The 13,881-nt window shown below is 68.2% G+C and carries 14 protein-coding genes and 1 tRNA gene; 9 read left to right on the plus strand and 6 right to left on the minus strand.

Annotated elements, in window-relative coordinates; all coding sequences use genetic code 11:
• Positions 1–85: 85 nt before the first annotated feature.
• A complete protein-coding gene (locus KXD97_RS11845) occupies positions 86–502 on the minus strand; it encodes a GAF domain-containing protein (RefSeq protein WP_260756961.1) in 417 nt (138 codons plus the stop codon).
• 88 nt (positions 503–590) lie between these two features.
• Positions 591–1,847: a menaquinone reductase gene (menJ, locus tag KXD97_RS11850; RefSeq protein ID WP_260756962.1), complete on the minus strand. Its 1,257-nt coding sequence runs from the start codon at positions 1,845–1,847 to the stop codon at positions 591–593.
• A 21-nt stretch (positions 1,848–1,868) separates the two neighbouring features.
• Between menJ and grcC1 the strand changes: the two genes are divergently transcribed.
• The 3 genes from grcC1 (at position 1,869) to KXD97_RS11865 (ending at position 4,447) form a co-directional block, all read left to right on the plus strand.
• A complete protein-coding gene (grcC1, locus tag KXD97_RS11855) occupies positions 1,869–2,876 on the plus strand; it encodes a nonaprenyl/(2E,6E)-farnesyl/geranylgeranyl diphosphat synthase (RefSeq protein WP_260756963.1) in 1,008 nt (335 codons plus the stop codon).
• Positions 2,877–2,954: 78 nt separating this feature from the next.
• Positions 2,955–3,833, plus strand: coding sequence for a zinc metalloprotease HtpX (gene htpX, locus KXD97_RS11860; protein ID WP_260756965.1), 879 nt, complete (start codon positions 2,955–2,957; stop codon positions 3,831–3,833).
• A gap of 77 nt (positions 3,834–3,910) precedes the next feature.
• Positions 3,911–4,447, plus strand: coding sequence for a hypothetical protein (locus KXD97_RS11865; protein WP_260756966.1), 537 nt, complete (start codon positions 3,911–3,913; stop codon positions 4,445–4,447).
• A 2-nt stretch (positions 4,448–4,449) separates the two neighbouring features.
• Here KXD97_RS11865 and KXD97_RS11870 read toward each other — a convergent pair whose 3' ends face one another.
• On the minus strand, positions 4,450–5,475 hold the full coding sequence (locus tag KXD97_RS11870) for an NAD(P)H-dependent glycerol-3-phosphate dehydrogenase (RefSeq protein ID WP_260756968.1): 1,026 nt from the start codon (positions 5,473–5,475) through the stop codon (positions 4,450–4,452).
• 111 nt (positions 5,476–5,586) lie between these two features.
• On the opposite strand from KXD97_RS11870, the gene KXD97_RS11875 reads away from it, so the two are divergent.
• Complete coding sequence (locus tag KXD97_RS11875; protein WP_260756969.1) at positions 5,587–6,063, plus strand: WXG100 family type VII secretion target; 477 nt, start codon at positions 5,587–5,589, stop codon at positions 6,061–6,063.
• A gap of 8 nt (positions 6,064–6,071) precedes the next feature.
• Here KXD97_RS11875 and KXD97_RS11880 read toward each other — a convergent pair whose 3' ends face one another.
• On the minus strand, positions 6,072–6,563 hold the full coding sequence (locus tag KXD97_RS11880; RefSeq protein ID WP_260756970.1) for a YajQ family cyclic di-GMP-binding protein: 492 nt from the start codon (positions 6,561–6,563) through the stop codon (positions 6,072–6,074).
• Between the two features lie 154 nt (positions 6,564–6,717).
• Between KXD97_RS11880 and KXD97_RS11885 the strand changes: the two genes are divergently transcribed.
• Positions 6,718–6,800 (plus strand) — tRNA-Tyr (locus KXD97_RS11885).
• 80 nt (positions 6,801–6,880) lie between these two features.
• On the plus strand, positions 6,881–7,303 hold the full coding sequence (locus KXD97_RS11890; RefSeq protein WP_260756971.1) for a nitroreductase family deazaflavin-dependent oxidoreductase: 423 nt from the start codon (positions 6,881–6,883) through the stop codon (positions 7,301–7,303).
• Here KXD97_RS11890 and KXD97_RS11895 read toward each other — a convergent pair.
• Positions 7,269–7,427, minus strand: a complete 159-nt coding sequence (locus tag KXD97_RS11895) for a DUF3349 domain-containing protein (RefSeq protein WP_260756972.1) — start codon at positions 7,425–7,427, stop codon at positions 7,269–7,271. The two genes, KXD97_RS11890 and KXD97_RS11895, sit on opposite strands and share 35 nt — an antisense overlap.
• Positions 7,428–7,480: 53 nt before the next feature.
• Positions 7,481–9,259 carry a PQQ-dependent sugar dehydrogenase gene (locus KXD97_RS11900; protein WP_260756973.1) on the minus strand — a complete coding sequence of 593 codons (1,779 nt, stop codon included), beginning with the start codon at positions 9,257–9,259 and terminating at the stop codon, positions 7,481–7,483.
• A gap of 188 nt (positions 9,260–9,447) precedes the next feature.
• Here KXD97_RS11900 and KXD97_RS11905 point away from each other — a divergent pair, with 188 nt between their 5' ends.
• The 3 genes from KXD97_RS11905 (at position 9,448) to KXD97_RS11915 (ending at position 13,810) form a co-directional block, all read left to right on the plus strand.
• Positions 9,448–10,743: a PE-PPE domain-containing protein gene (locus KXD97_RS11905; RefSeq protein WP_260756974.1), complete on the plus strand. Its 1,296-nt coding sequence runs from the start codon at positions 9,448–9,450 to the stop codon at positions 10,741–10,743.
• A 595-nt stretch (positions 10,744–11,338) separates the two neighbouring features.
• Positions 11,339–12,163, plus strand: a complete 825-nt coding sequence (locus KXD97_RS11910) for a response regulator transcription factor (protein WP_260756975.1) — start codon at positions 11,339–11,341, stop codon at positions 12,161–12,163.
• Between the two features lie 207 nt (positions 12,164–12,370).
• Entirely contained in the window at positions 12,371–13,810 is a 1,440-nt protein-coding gene (locus tag KXD97_RS11915) for a UDP-glucose/GDP-mannose dehydrogenase family protein (RefSeq protein WP_396885070.1), read from the plus strand.
• The last annotated feature ends 71 nt before the right edge of the window (positions 13,811–13,881 follow it).

Consider the following 13,881-nt stretch of genomic DNA (forward strand, 5'->3'; position numbering starts at 1 on the left):
TCCCGCGAGCGTGCGTGTCTGCGGCCGACACGCCGCGAAAAAGCACGACAACACGCACGTTCGCGCAGCCGCGCCCCCGCGCCGCTCAGTCACTCCACAGGCGCGTCGACTCCTCGCCGACGCGGTCGTCGTGGATCTGCTGGAAGTTGCGTCCTCCGCGCCCGAACGTCGCGACGACGGCTGCCGGGCAACGGGATTCGTCGACCGGGGAGTCCAGCCACCGGCACGGCCGGACGTGGACGAGGTCGACGTCCTCGCCGTCGGCGTCGTAGAAGTAAGAACCGTCGAGGCGTCCCAGCCGATACAGCCCTTCGGGCCCGCGGGTCCACACCAGCGAACCGTCCGGCACCGCCGCGAACCGCTCGACCCGCCGCGCCACCCGCTCGGCGTCGCCGTGATCGCCGAACCCGCACAGCCCCAACGACAGCGCGCGCTCGAACGTCAGCGCGGGATCGATGTCGTCGCGACGCGACCGCAACGGTGCGCGGTAGACGGACGTCACGGCCGTCGCCCGACGAGCGTGCGCGAAGTTACCGATGATGACGGCGTGTCGCCCGCAGACACGCACGCTCGCGCAACGGGAGGGGGTGTCACGTGAACGGGCGGCGGGCGTCCATCCGGCGCGACAGCGTGCCCGCACCCCGCCAGACCCGCGCCACCGCATCGGCGTCCTCGTCGGTGACGAAGTTGCCCATCACGCGGACCGCGATCTTCATCAACGCCGACGACCTCATCGCCACCGGCCCCGCCGCGGGCAGGAACCGCGGGAACGTCAGCAGCAGCGCCAGCCGCCGCGCGATCGAGAACCCGCGGGCGTAGTGCTCGTGCAGTACTGCCGGCCAGGCAGCGGTGTACGGGCCCGTACCCAACATCTCGGCCGCGAGTCGGCCCGTCTCCAACCCGTAGTCGATCCCCTCGCCGTTGAGCGGGTTCACACACGCCGCCGCGTCGCCGATCAGCATCCAGTTCGGGCCGGCCACCCCCGACACGGCACCGCCCATCGGCAGCAGCGCCGACAGCCCGGCCCGGGGATCGCCGGAGAAGCCCCACTCGTCGCGGCGCAGCCCGGTGTAGTAGTTCATCAGGGGCCGCAGCGCGGCGTCGGCGGGACGCTTCGAGGTCGCCAGCGCGCCGACGCCGATGTTCACCTCGCCGTTGCCCAGCGGGAAGATCCAGCCGTATCCGGGCAGCACCTCTCCGGCGGGGGAGCGCAGTTCCAGGTGCGACGTGATCCACGGCTCGTCGCTGCGCGGCGACGCGATGTAGCCGCGGATCGCCACCCCGTACACGGTCTCCTTGTGCCACTCGCGACCCAGCGCCCGCCCCAGCGTCGAGCGGGCGCCGTCGGCGACGATCAGATCCGCGCAGCGCACCACCTCGCCGGAATCGAGCACCACACCCGTCACCCGGCCCGAGGTGTCCTTCTCCACCGAGACGGCCTTGACCCCGAGCATCATCTTCGCGCCCTCGTCGACGGCGACCAGCCGGATCCGCTCGTCGAGTTCCGTGCGCGGCACCGCGCTGCTGAACGACGGAAACGACGGCCCGGGCCATGCCACCTCCACATCGGCGCCGAACCCGGACATCCGCAGCCCGCGGTGGGCGATCCGGCCGTCCAGCCAGGGCTGCAACCCCAGTCGGCGCAGTTCGGCGACCGCGCGCGGGGTCAGTCCGTCGCCGCACGCCTTGTCGCGGGGGAACTGCGCGGAGTCGATCACCAGCACCTCGCTACCGGCACGGGCAGCCCAGGCCGCCGCCGACGAGCCGGCGGGCCCGGCCCCGACCACGACCACATCGGCCGCGACCGAACCCCGGGTCGCTTCGCTACTGCCCGCCGCTGAGTTCATGGTTCCCAGTATGTTGGCTGTGTGAGGACACCGGCGAACGTGGTGGCGGGAGTGGACTTCGGCGACGCGGAGTTCGCCCAGGATGTCCGCGACGGAGTTGACCGTATCGAAGCACTGATGTCCGAAGAGCTCGGCAAGGCCGACGTGCTGATGGCCGAGGCGGTGCAGCATCTGTTCCAGGCCGGCGGCAAGCGCTTCCGACCGCTGTTCACCGTGCTGTCCGCGCAACTGGGCCCCGAGCCGGACGCCTGGCAGGTCACCGTCGCCGGTTCTGTCATCGAACTGGTGCACCTGGCGACGCTGTACCACGACGACGTCATGGACGAGGCGCAGGTCCGTCGCGGTGCCCCCAGCGCCAACGCCCGCTGGGGCAACAACATCGCGATCCTGGCCGGCGACTATCTGTTCGCGACCGCGTCCCGGCTGGTCAGCCGGCTGGGACCCGACGCCGTGCGGATCATCGCCGACACCTTCGCGCTGCTGGTCACCGGTCAGATGCGGGAGACCCGCGGCGCCGCTGACCATGTCGACGAGGTCGACCACTACCTGAAGGTGGTCTACGAGAAGACGGCCTGCCTGATCTCGGCCTCCGGCCGGTTCGGGGCCACCTTCTCCGGCGCCGACGAGGAGCAGATCGAGCGGCTGGCCCGCCTCGGCGGCATCGTCGGCACCGCGTTCCAGATCTCCGACGACATCATCGACATCGACAGCGACCCGGACGAGTCCGGCAAGGTGCCGGGTACCGACCTGCGTGAAGGTGTGCACACGTTGCCGGTTCTGTACGCGCTGCGCGAGACCGGGCCCGACGCCGACCGGCTGCGGGAGTTGCTGGCTCAGCCGGTCACCGACGACGGCGACCTCGCCGAGGCGTTGCGGCTGCTGCGCGCGTCCGACGGCATCCGGAAAGCCAAGGAGACTGTGGCGGCCTACGCCCGCGAGGCCGAGGATGAGCTCGCGCTGCTGCCCGACGGACCCGGCCGCCAGGCGCTGGCCACGCTGGTGCAGTACACCATCAATCGGCACGGTTGACCGCGCGGAACCCGGGCGGGGTGGTCGGTCGTTGTCTGGACGAAGATCATGCAGGTGGTGTTGAGGAGGGCTCGCTAGATGACTTGGCATCCGCACGCCAACAGGGCCAAGACGTTCCTGTTGCTGGTGCTGTTCTCAGGTCTGATCGTCGGTGTCGGCGCCATGTTCGGGCGCAACATCATGTTCCTGGCGGTGCTGTTCGCCATCGGCATGAACGCCTACGTCTACTTCAACAGCGACAAGCTGGCCCTGCGGGCGATGCACGCCCAGCCCGTCAACGAGATGCAGGCGCCGGCGATGTACAGAATCGTGCGCGAGCTCGCCACCACGGCGCGTCAGCCGATGCCCCGGCTCTACATCAGTGACACCGCGGCGCCCAACGCGTTCGCCACCGGACGCAATCCGCGCAACGCGGCGGTGTGCTGCACCACCGGCATCCTGCAGCTCCTCAACGAGCGCGAGCTGCGCGCGGTGCTGGGCCACGAGCTGTCCCACGTGTACAACCGCGACATTCTCATCTCATGTGTGGCCGGCGCGATGGCGTCGGTGATCACCGCGCTGGCCAACCTGGCGTTCTTCGCGAGCATGTTCGGCGGCAACCGGGACGGCGGCACCAATCCCTTTGCTATTCTTCTGGTTTCACTGCTCGGACCGATCGCCGCGACGGTGATCCGGCTGGCGGTGTCCCGGTCTCGCGAATACCAGGCCGACCAGTCCGGCGCCGAGCTGACGGGCGATCCGCTGGCGCTGGCCAGCGCGCTGCGCAAGATCAGCGCCGGCGTGGAGCGCGCCCCGCTGCCGCCCGAGCCGCAGCTGGCCGACCAGGCCCACCTGATGATCGCCAACCCGTTCCGGGCCGGCGAGAAGATCGGCAAGATGTTCTCGACCCACCCACCGGTCGCCGATCGAATCGCACGGCTGGAGGCGATGGCCGGACGCGGACCGGGCCAGTACTGACACACCGGCCACCCACTGCCGACCCTGTGCTCACTACCTCCGCTAACACTGCCGGGGTTTCCGGCGACATCTAGGCTGTGAGCGTGCGCAGCAGAATCGTCGTGGGTGCTCTGGGTGTGGCCGCGGCCGGTGTCCTCAGTGCGTCGGGTGTGGCCGCGGCGCAGCCGGCACCGCCCCCACCGCCTCCGCCCGCCCCGAACATCAACGCCTATCCGCCGGCCAACCCGAAGGACTACGCCGTGCTGGAAGGCACCGCGTACGCGTTCAGCTCCAACGGCCTGACCTGCATGCTGCAGCGCTCCGGCGGTTACGGCTGCAACGGCGTGCTGCCGGGCGCGCCGCAGGGCGCGAACCTGGTCAGCGGTGTCTCCGGTTCAGTGCCGGGATGGGCGTCGGCGCCGGCGCCGATCTTCGGCGGGCCGGTCAACGAGCTGCCACCGAACACGCGACTGAGCTTCGGCACCGTCAGCTGCGGCGGTGACGGCACCCTGACCTCCTGCGTCGACAGCCGCAACCAGGCCGGCTTCGTCGTCAGCCCGGGCGGCTCCTGGATCGTCAACCAGGTGAACCCGCTGCTGGCGCGGCCCGAGGGCACCAACCCGTACTTCAACTAGGCCTAGAACCCCGTGCCGTGCACCTCGTGGCCGGGCTTCTCGGCCACCAACCCGCGGTAGGCCTGCTCGACGGTCGAACCGTGGTTGACCACGCCGTCCACCTCGCGCGCGATCGGCATCGCGATGCCGAACTTGTCGGCGAACTCCATGATCACGCTGGCGGCCTTCACGCCCTCGGCGACCTGGTTCATCGCCGCGATGATCTCCTCGACGGACTTGCCCTGCCCGAGCTGCTCGCCGACGTGCCGGTTGCGGCTGCGCTGCGACGTGCACGTCACGATGAGGTCGCCCATGCCGGCCAGGCCGGCGAACGTGTCGCGGTTACCGCCGACCGCGACCCCGAGCTTGGACATCTCGGCCACCGCTCGAGCCATCACCATCGCCCGGGTGTTCTCGCCGATCCCGAGGGAGTAGCCCATGCCGACCGCGATCGCGTAGACGTTCTTGAGCGCCCCGGCCATCTCGACCCCGACCACGTCGTCGGTGGTGTAGGTCCGGAACCGCTTGGTGCGGAACAACTGTGCGAGGTTGGCGGCCAGATGCTGGTCGGGCATCGCGAGCACCGCGGCCGCGGCGTAGCCCTCGGCGACCTCGCGGGCGATGTTGGGACCGGCCAGGATTCCGGCCGGATGCCCGGGCAGGACCTCGTCGACGATCTGGCTCATCCGGTAGTTGGTGCCCTGCTCGAGGCCTTTGACCAGCGACACGACCGGCACCCATGGCCGCAGGTGCGCGGCCAGCTCGGTCAGCACCCCGCGGAACCCGTGCGACGGCACCCCCATGACGATCACGTCGGCGCACTCGGCGGCCTCGGTGAAGTCGGTGGTGGCGCGCAGCGTGTGCGCCAATTCCACTTCGTCGCCAAGGTATTTCGAGTTGCGGTGGTTCTCGTTGATGTCGGCCGCAGTCTCCTCCGAGCGCACCCATTGCAGTGTCGGCCCGCGCCGGGCGCAGATAGAGGCGACGGTGGTGCCCCACGAACCCCCTCCGAGAACGACGACTCTGGGCTCACGTTGCGCTGGTGCCATGGGACATCACATTAGGACGAGACCCCCGGTGCGAGGGCTGGTTTGGAATACGTGCACCAACCCCGCCCTCGCGGCGGCGATAATGGGACTCGACTGCTGAGGGGGTTGCTGGTGCCGTTCACGGTGTCGACGGTCGAGGGTTTCGATCCGCGGAGCCTGACGGGCGCGGCGGCCGATCTGGGCGCCAAGATCGGTGAGCTCGACGAGCTGATCGCGCAGCAGCGCCGGTCCGTGCAACGGCTGCGTGGTGCGTGGCGCGGCGCCTCTGGTGAGGTGACCGTCGATCAGGCCGAACAGAATCTGGCCGCGCAGGTGCGACTTCGAGAGCGGCTGGAGGCGGTGCGCCGCACACTGGATTCCGGTGGCGCGCAATTGGCTCAGGCGCGCGACGGGCTGACCGGGCTGGTGGAGGCGTTACGGGCGTCGGGGTGGACGGTGACCGACGCCGGTCACGCGATCGCCCCGCAGTTCCCGTCGCTGCTCCGCGGGTTCGAGCCGGGCTTCACCGCGCTGATCCGGCGGCTGTTGCAGTTGTTCGACCGGATCGATGCCGGCACCGCGGCCGGCCTGCGCGGCGTGCTGCGCTGAGTGGGTCGTCAGCGGTAGTTGACGAACTGCAGCGCGACGTCGAGGTCGGAGCCTTTGAGCAGCGCGATGACGGCCTGCAGGTCGTCCCGCTTCTTCGAGCTGACGCGGATCTCGTCGCCCTGGATCTGCGCCTTGACGCCCTTGGGGCCCTCGTCGCGGATGATCTTGGTGATCTTCTTGGCGTCCTCGCTGGAGATGCCCTGCTTGAGGGTGCCGCTGACCTTGTAGGTCTTGCCGCTGGGCTGCGGCTCGCCGGCATCGAAGGCCTTCATCGAGATGTCCCGGCGGACCAGCTTCTCCTTGAACACGTCGACGGCGGCCTTCACCCGCTCCTCGGTCGAGGAGACGATCTCGATGGCCTCCTCGCCCTTCCAGGCGATGCTGGTGTCGGTGCCGCGGAAGTCGAAGCGGGTCGACAGCTCCTTGGCAGCCTGGTTGAGCGCGTTGTCGACTTCCTGGCGGTCGACCTTGCTGACGACGTCGAACGATGAATCCGCCATTAGACTCGTCCCTCCCTGGTGGTGTCGGTGCTGGGTCCATCTTGGCCGCTGCCCGCGACCTGCCGGACACCGCCCCCCACCCGGCGATTTGTAGTCGGGCACCGTCCTCGTTGTATCCTGCTGAGCGCGCTGTGCAGCGCACATGCAGTACCCCGGCAGGTTGCCCGAGCGGCCAATGGGAGCGGACTGTAAATCCGTCGGCTTACGCCTACAGTGGTTCGAATCCACTACCTGCCACGCTGATCAGGCCCCCTTTCGAGGGGGCCTGATTTCGTTGGCGGGAATATCGACCGCAGGCCGAGGCGTCCATACCGGACATGGACAAACAAGCGTTCGACGAGATGAACCGCGCGGTGATCGACGAGTTCCGCGCCAGCGGCGGCAAGGCCGGCGGCATATTCGAGGGCAAGCCGCTCGTGCTCGTCCACCACATCGGCGCCAAGTCGGGCATCGAACGCATCGCGCCGCTGGTCCCGCTGCTCGACGACGGCCGCATCTTCGTGTTCGCCAGCAAGGGCGGCGCCGACACCGACCCCGACTGGTACCGCAACCTGGTCGCGCATCCGCACGTCACCGTCGAGCTGGGCGCCGAGACGTTTCAGGCCACGGCACGCACATTGACGGGCGCTGAGCGTGACGAGATCTACGCCAAGCAGGTCGCCGCGGAACCGCAGTTCGGTGACTACCAGACGTTGACTTCCCGGGTCATCCCCGTCGTCGAGCTGGTGCGGTCGAGCTGATCGCAGCGTCGGCGTCGCGGCGTCCGTACAGCGCGATCAGCGGGACGTACCCGTGCGCCGGAACGCCCGTGGGCGGATATCCGGCGCGGCAGAAGTCGAGCACCTTGAGCAACGGGCCAGGCATGTCCACCTCCTACGGGTCCAATGTGGCGCCAATGTTCCCGCCGGCGGCCGTCGTCAAACCGACGTCGCCGGTGTGATCGTGACGAGCCGGCCCGGTGAGTACGTGAGCTGGTACAGATTGCCGTCGGGTCCCGCGGCCAGCACGACGGTGGCACCCGCTGCCGGGTCGAAGGTTCGCACATCCCCGCACGAGGTGTAGTCCGGCGTGCAGGTCAGCGTCCGGATCCAGCCCTGAACGGTGTCGGCGATGAACACCCGGCCCTGGTACACGGCCACCGATGTGATCGCCGCGCCGCCGCCGCGCGGATAGGTGAACACCGGATCCGACTTACCTGCGCACCCGGCGGTGCACACGCCCTCCGAGCTCGGCCAGCCGTAGTTGCCGCCCGCGGTGATGCGGTTGACCTCTTCGAAGCCCGCGTTCCCGACGTCGGCCACCAGCAGCTGCCCGGTCGGGGTGAACGTGAGCCGGAACGGGTTGCGCAACCCGTACGCGTAGATGTGCGTGCGCGCGCCGTTGATCACGGGGTTGTCGGCGGGGACGCTGCCGTCGGTGTGCAGCCGCAGGATCTTGCCGTGGATGTTGCCGAGGTTCTGGGCGTTGGCGCCGACGGCGTTGTCACCGACACCCCAGTACAGCGCGCCGTCGGGGCCGAAACCGAGCGCGCCGCCGTGGTGGTTGGGCGCCGCTGACAGCGAGGACTCGACCAGGACCTTGTCCAGGGTCGCGGTGTCACCGGTGACGACCAACCGGGCCAACGTGTTTCGGGTGGTGTCGGCGGCGACGTACGCCACGTAGAGCCGGCCGTTGGTCGCGAACGCCGGATCGACGGCCAGCCCGGCGATGCCGCGTTCGGAATCCGTGCGCACCGCCAGTTGAATCAGGGGATCAGCGCGCAGCACGCCGTTCTCCACGACCCGGATCGCGCCGGCCTTCTCGGCGACGAGGATGCGACCGTCGGGCAGGAAGCGGAAATCCACCGGCGAGGCCAGGCCGTCGACGACCGTGGCGCGGTCGTAGCCGATGAACACGGTCTGTGTGGTGCGGTGCCCGCTGCTACCGAGCAGCCCGAAGGTGAACAAGTTGAGCAGACCTGCGGCGCCGTGGATGTGGAAGCCGCTGCGGGCGTCGCTGACCGTGACCTGGAACGTGTCCTGCCCCGGATAGTCGTCGTCGGGTGTGTAGAGGAAGGTGCCGTCGGCGTTGACGACGACGGAGCCGTGCTGGGGCCGGGTCGCGGTATAGGTCAGCCGTGACGAGTCCGGGTCCTGGGCCCGCAGGTCGCCGACGACCCGGCCCTCGATCACGGTGTCCTCGGCGGGCCGGTGATCCAGTGTGGGCGACGTGTTGGAGAACAGCTTCTCGAAGAAACTCGGCTCCTCGACCTCGGCGGCGACTCCGGCGGCGGTGCGGGACGACGGGTCCGGTGACCCGCCCTCGGCACGCGACGTCGTATCCGGACCCTCGCCCTCGGCTTCCGGCTCCGTCTCGCTGTCAGTTTCGGGTTCGGGTTCGGGTTCGGCAGCGTCGTCGGCCTTCGTGTCCTCCGACTCGGCCTCGGCATCGGCATCGTCGGCCGCGACGTCGGTGTCGTCCTCGACGTCGTCGGGCTCCTCGGACCCGCCGAGCGACGCTGTCGGGGAGTCGGTGGCCGGTCCCGAATCCGTGCCGTCCGGTGCCGATGCCGACGAGTTCGTCGTCGGCGTCCCCGGCTCACCCGTTCCCGCGGCCGCCACCGCCGTGCCGGTCAGCAGCGCAGTGCCCACCCCGAGAGCAAACGCCAGACCACCGATCCGCCCCACGTGCCGCGCGTACCCGCCCGATCCCCCCATGCCGCCTCCTCGCGAAAGCACACCGCCTGTCCGAGCACGACGTACACAACTCATCGAACTCTAGGCACCGAGCTTCTAGATCACTGCGTTTCGCCGCGTTCCAGCAAAAATCCGTCCTTGGCGTCAGCAAATTGATCTGCCTACACTCGGTGGGCTTGCAGAACAGCGGCGGCGCTGGAGGGGGACATATGGGCAAGAAGAGCATCAAGGCAGCGGTATCGGCGGTCGGTACCGCCGGCGTCGCACTGGCCGGCGCCGCCGCGATCGGCGTCGCGCCCGCGGTGTCGGTCGCTCCTGCGCTGACGGCGTCACTGCATTATCTGCGCGGCACCAGCATCGGCTACCTGCCCAGCGAGCAGATGTACCAGGACTTCATCGGGAGGGTGATCGACGGCGCCGGAGTGACGCCGCCGGACTCGCCTTACCAGAAAGTCGATTACAACGGCGGTTTCTGGCCTGTCTCACACGGCGGTTTCCGCGACCTGACGTTCAACAAGTCGGTGCGCCAGGGTGTTGGGGCGCTGGAAGCCCGGGACCCGGCCGCCGGTGATGTGATCTTCGGATTCTCCCAGGGCGCGGTCGTCGCATCTCAGTACAAGGGCGCGCACACCGGCAACACCTACGTTCTCGTCGCGAACCCGAACCGGCCCAACGGCGGTGTGATGCAGCGCTTCAAGGGGATCACTGTCCCGATCGTGGACTTGACCTTCGACGGCGCCACCCCGAACAACGGGGACCTCACCCACGACGTCGTGCGCCAGTACGACGGGTGGGCCGACTTCCCGACCTATTTGTGGAACCCAGTGGCAATCGCGAACGCGATCATGGGAATCATCTTCGTACACGGCAACATTCAGCTTGACCTGACCGCCGGGGAGCTGGAAGACGCCAAGGAGTCCGGGGATTCGGATTACTACCAGTTCGACGCGGACTCCAACACCCACTACTACGTGCTCAAGACCTATCCGGTGCCGCTGCTGATGCCGGTGGCGTGGCTGCCCGATCCGGTCATCGCCGCGCTGGACGCCCCGCTGCGCAAGTTCATCGAACTCGCCTACGACAGAAGCGATTACAGCGTGCCGAAGCGCTCCACGTTCTTCGCGCCGCTCACGCCGCCGACCAAGACCGAGCCTGTGGTCGAGGAGCAGTCCGAGGTGCCCGAAGGTCCGGCGGCAGATACCGACGAAGACACCCAGCGCCGCCGCGATGACGAGGCCGTCGAGATCAGCGAGGTCCAGAACCTCAGCGACGAGGTCCGAGAGCCCGGCGACGACAGCGCCACCGAGGCGATCGAGGCCGACGATGACGACGTTGCGGACGACATCGACACGTCGGCGGTGGTCGACGAAGAGTCGGAGACCACCCCGGTCGATGACGGGGCCGGGGAGAGCGACGGGCAGGACGGGCCGGAGGAGTCGACCGAGGACGACGAACCGGCGACGGCGCCGTCGGACACCGGTGCCGACGCCGGCGAGGCCGCCTGAGGGCACAGGTCCACGAGCAACGATTGCACCTGCCAGAGCCCTGCAGACTTGCTGGATGGTCGCTGTGGTGGCTTCCAGGCTTGCCCACCGGGGCCGCTCCCAGCCGCGGGGCTAAGGTGCAACGCCCGCCGCTTCTCTCGATTTTGTGCGGATGATTGCAAATCTGGCAAACATTTCTCAAGAGCTAGATCGGATCTGGGACATCTGATCGAGGCCGCAGATCTGGTACTGGACCTACCTGCTGAACACAATTTCTGCAGTTCAACCACTGTGTGTAACGACAATCCCAGATACAAATATGTCCGTATCATCCGGCGTCAACCGGATATGCATACGCTAATGGGAATATCTGGCAACTAAGCATCATGTGCAACTACCTGCAAATTGGCGGCAGCGAAAGCGGCGCAGCCACCTCCTGCGTGGGCCACAATTACGTTGCGTCCGATGATGTCAGGACGTTGGTTTGACCTATCGGGGGTTAGGAATGCCGGCGAAACTTGTAGGAACTGAGCAATCATCAGCAAATCCAGCTGGCTGGGGGTCGCGCTCGGCGGTGATCGCGGTGCGCCGCCGGCCGGGGCGAGACGGGCGGGGTATGTCGACCGAATGCGTGTATCAACGCCCGCTGTCGCCGAGCCCGTTGCGGGATGCGCTGCGCGACGGGGTGGCATGGCAGTCGCCGCCGACGCAGCCGGCACCGGCCCCGGCAACCACCAATGGTTCGCCGGTCGCCGCGGCGTCCGGCGCCGAGTGCCGGTCGTTGTGTGATTCGAGTGTGCTGATCATCGATGACTGCACACTGAACCGGGAGAACCTGGCGGCGGTGTTCAGCAGGAACGGTGCGGGCTCGGTGTGCGTGGCGTGGGATCTGCCTTCGCTGTTCACCGCTCTGACCGCCAGCCCGCCGGCACTGGTGCTGCTGAACATCAACACCCGCGACAGTGTGGTGCTGTTGCACGCGGTGTTCGAGGTCGACCCGCGCACAAGGGTGATCGTGCTCGGCATGGCCGAGGACGATGACGACGGCATCGTCGCCTGCGCGGAGGCCGGCGTCGCCGGATACCACCTGCGCAACGAATCACTCGACGACCTGCTCACCGTCATGAGCCGGGTTGCTCAAGGGGAGATGCTCTGTTCGCCGAAAGTGTCGGCGATCCTGCTGCGCCGGCTTTCCAGCCTGGCCTCTCAACGGGAACCGGCGGCCAAGGAACTAGTCCTCACCGCCCGCGAGGTCCAGATCCTTCGGATGCTCGAGCAAGGTCTTTCCAACCGCGACATCGCCGACAGGCTCTGCATCGCGGTCCACACCGTGAAAAACCATGTCCACAGCGTCCTCACCAAGCTCGGGGTGGCCAATCGAGCGGAGGCCGCCGCGCGGTTCCGGACGGTCCGTGTGACCGAGACGGAACCGGCGGACTAGTCCAGATCTGAGCCGAAATTGGCTCCAACGGTCTATGTACCGCCTGCGGGTGCCACCGGATAGTGGAGCACGTCGGTCGGATCGTTAGCTACGGCCTCCACGGGATCGTCGCTTCGATCCGGCCGGCACCACTCGCGGGAGAGGGGCTGCGGTCAACATGAGTCGTCACAGGTGTTTGCCGAGCTATGCCGAAGGGGTTTGACGGAAGTGGCTCGGATCGCGGTCTTCGGGGCAGGGCATCTCGGTGTCACCCATGCGGCGTGCATGGCCGAGCTCGGCCACGACGTCATGGTCGTCGACGTCGACCTGCCCAGATTGACTCGCCTGCAGGCAGGCGAAACACCGTTCTACGAACCGGGATTGGCAGAACTGCTGCGACGGCACGTCCAGCGCGGAGCCGTGCTATTCACCTCCTCCTACGACGAGGCCACGACGTTCGCCCGTGTTCACTTCATCACCGTCGGCACGCCGCAGAAGGCCGGGGAACTCGGCGCCGACCTCACCGCGCTGCACACCGTCGTCGACCACCTGGCGCCCCGGTTGACCAAGCCGGCGGTGGTCTTCGGTAAGTCGACGGTGCCGGTGGGTACCGCCAGGCAGGTCAGTGCCCGGCTCCGCCAGCTCGCCCCGGCGGGATACGCCGTCAATCTGGGCTGGAATCCCGACTTCCTGCGCAAGGGACACGCGGTTCAGGACGCCCTGGCCCCCGACCGGATCGTGCTCGGCGTCGAGACCGATCGGTTGAACTATGCCGAACGGGTGCTGCGGGGTGTGTACGCCACGTTCGTCGACGCCGGCGTGCCGCTGCTGGTGACCGACCTGACCACCGCCGAGATGGTCAAGGCGACGGCGAACTCTTTTGTGGCTGCCAAGATCTCGTTCATCAACGCGGTCTCGGAGATGTGTGATGCGGTCGGTGCGGACGTCTGCTTCGTGGCCGACGCGGTCGGGCGCGACCCGCGGATCGGCCGCGACCTGCTCGACGCCGGCGTCGGGTTCGGGGGAGCGCTGCCGAAGGACGTTCGCGCGGTGATGGCCCGCGCCGGCGAGGCGGGAGCGGATCAGATGTTGATGCTGATGCGCGAGGTGGACAGCATCAACGTGCGGCGCCGGTCAAGGATGGTGGGTCTGGCCCGAGACGTGCTCGAGGGCCGGCTCGCGGGTGCCCGCGTCGCCGTGCTCGGAGCGTCGTTCACCCCCGATTCGGACGACGTCGGCGACTCACCCGCGCTGAACATCGCCGGGCAGCTGCACGCGGAGGGCGCCTCGATCTGCGTGTTCGACCCCCGCGCCATGGACAACGCCCGCGCGGTGTTCCCGAACTTCGACTACGCGCCAGATGCGGTCGAGGCGTGCCGGGACGCCGACGTCGTGCTGGTCCTGACCGAGTGGCAGCAGTTCCGGGAGCTCCGGCCCGCGGACCTGGAGCCGGTGGTGCACAAACGCCGGATCATCGACGGACGGAATTGCCTGGACCCGCAACGGTGGCGCGGTGCGGGATGGCAGTACCGCGGAATGGGCAGGGGTGTCACCTATCCCGAAGGCGGCCACCCCGTACAGACCCAGTCGATTTCGTCGTCCAAGGTGTGGAGTGAGATCGTCATGCAGCGGCTCCGGTCGTGGGGCGACGTGGCCGACACCGGATAGTCGATTATCGGAGCCGAGACGATCGCGAAGAACTTCCAGACGCCGCGGCGTTGAGCGGCGGTCGCACGACG

The organism is Mycobacterium sp. SMC-8, from assembly GCF_025263565.1.
Classification (GTDB): domain Bacteria; phylum Actinomycetota; class Actinomycetes; order Mycobacteriales; family Mycobacteriaceae; genus Mycobacterium.

What these genes read in the sequence shown, in the direction of transcription:
- menJ (WP_260756962.1), bottom strand. Translation starts at nt 1,847, where the DNA reads ATGAACTCAGCGGCGGGCAGTAGCGAAGCGACCCGGGGTTCGGTCGCG.
- htpX (WP_260756965.1), top strand. Translation starts at nt 2,955, where the DNA reads ATGACTTGGCATCCGCACGCCAACAGGGCCAAGACGTTCCTGTTGCTG.
- KXD97_RS11870 (WP_260756968.1), bottom strand. Translation starts at nt 5,475, where the DNA reads ATGGCACCAGCGCAACGTGAGCCCAGAGTCGTCGTTCTCGGAGGGGGT.
- KXD97_RS11880 (WP_260756970.1), bottom strand. Translation starts at nt 6,563, where the DNA reads ATGGCGGATTCATCGTTCGACGTCGTCAGCAAGGTCGACCGCCAGGAA.
- KXD97_RS11890 (WP_260756971.1), top strand. Translation starts at nt 6,881, where the DNA reads ATGGACAAACAAGCGTTCGACGAGATGAACCGCGCGGTGATCGACGAG.
- KXD97_RS11895 (WP_260756972.1), bottom strand. Translation starts at nt 7,427, where the DNA reads ATGCCTGGCCCGTTGCTCAAGGTGCTCGACTTCTGCCGCGCCGGATAT.
- KXD97_RS11900 (WP_260756973.1), bottom strand. Translation starts at nt 9,259, where the DNA reads ATGGGGGGATCGGGCGGGTACGCGCGGCACGTGGGGCGGATCGGTGGT.
- KXD97_RS11905 (WP_260756974.1), top strand. Translation starts at nt 9,448, where the DNA reads ATGGGCAAGAAGAGCATCAAGGCAGCGGTATCGGCGGTCGGTACCGCC.
- KXD97_RS11910 (WP_260756975.1), top strand. Translation starts at nt 11,339, where the DNA reads ATGTCGACCGAATGCGTGTATCAACGCCCGCTGTCGCCGAGCCCGTTG.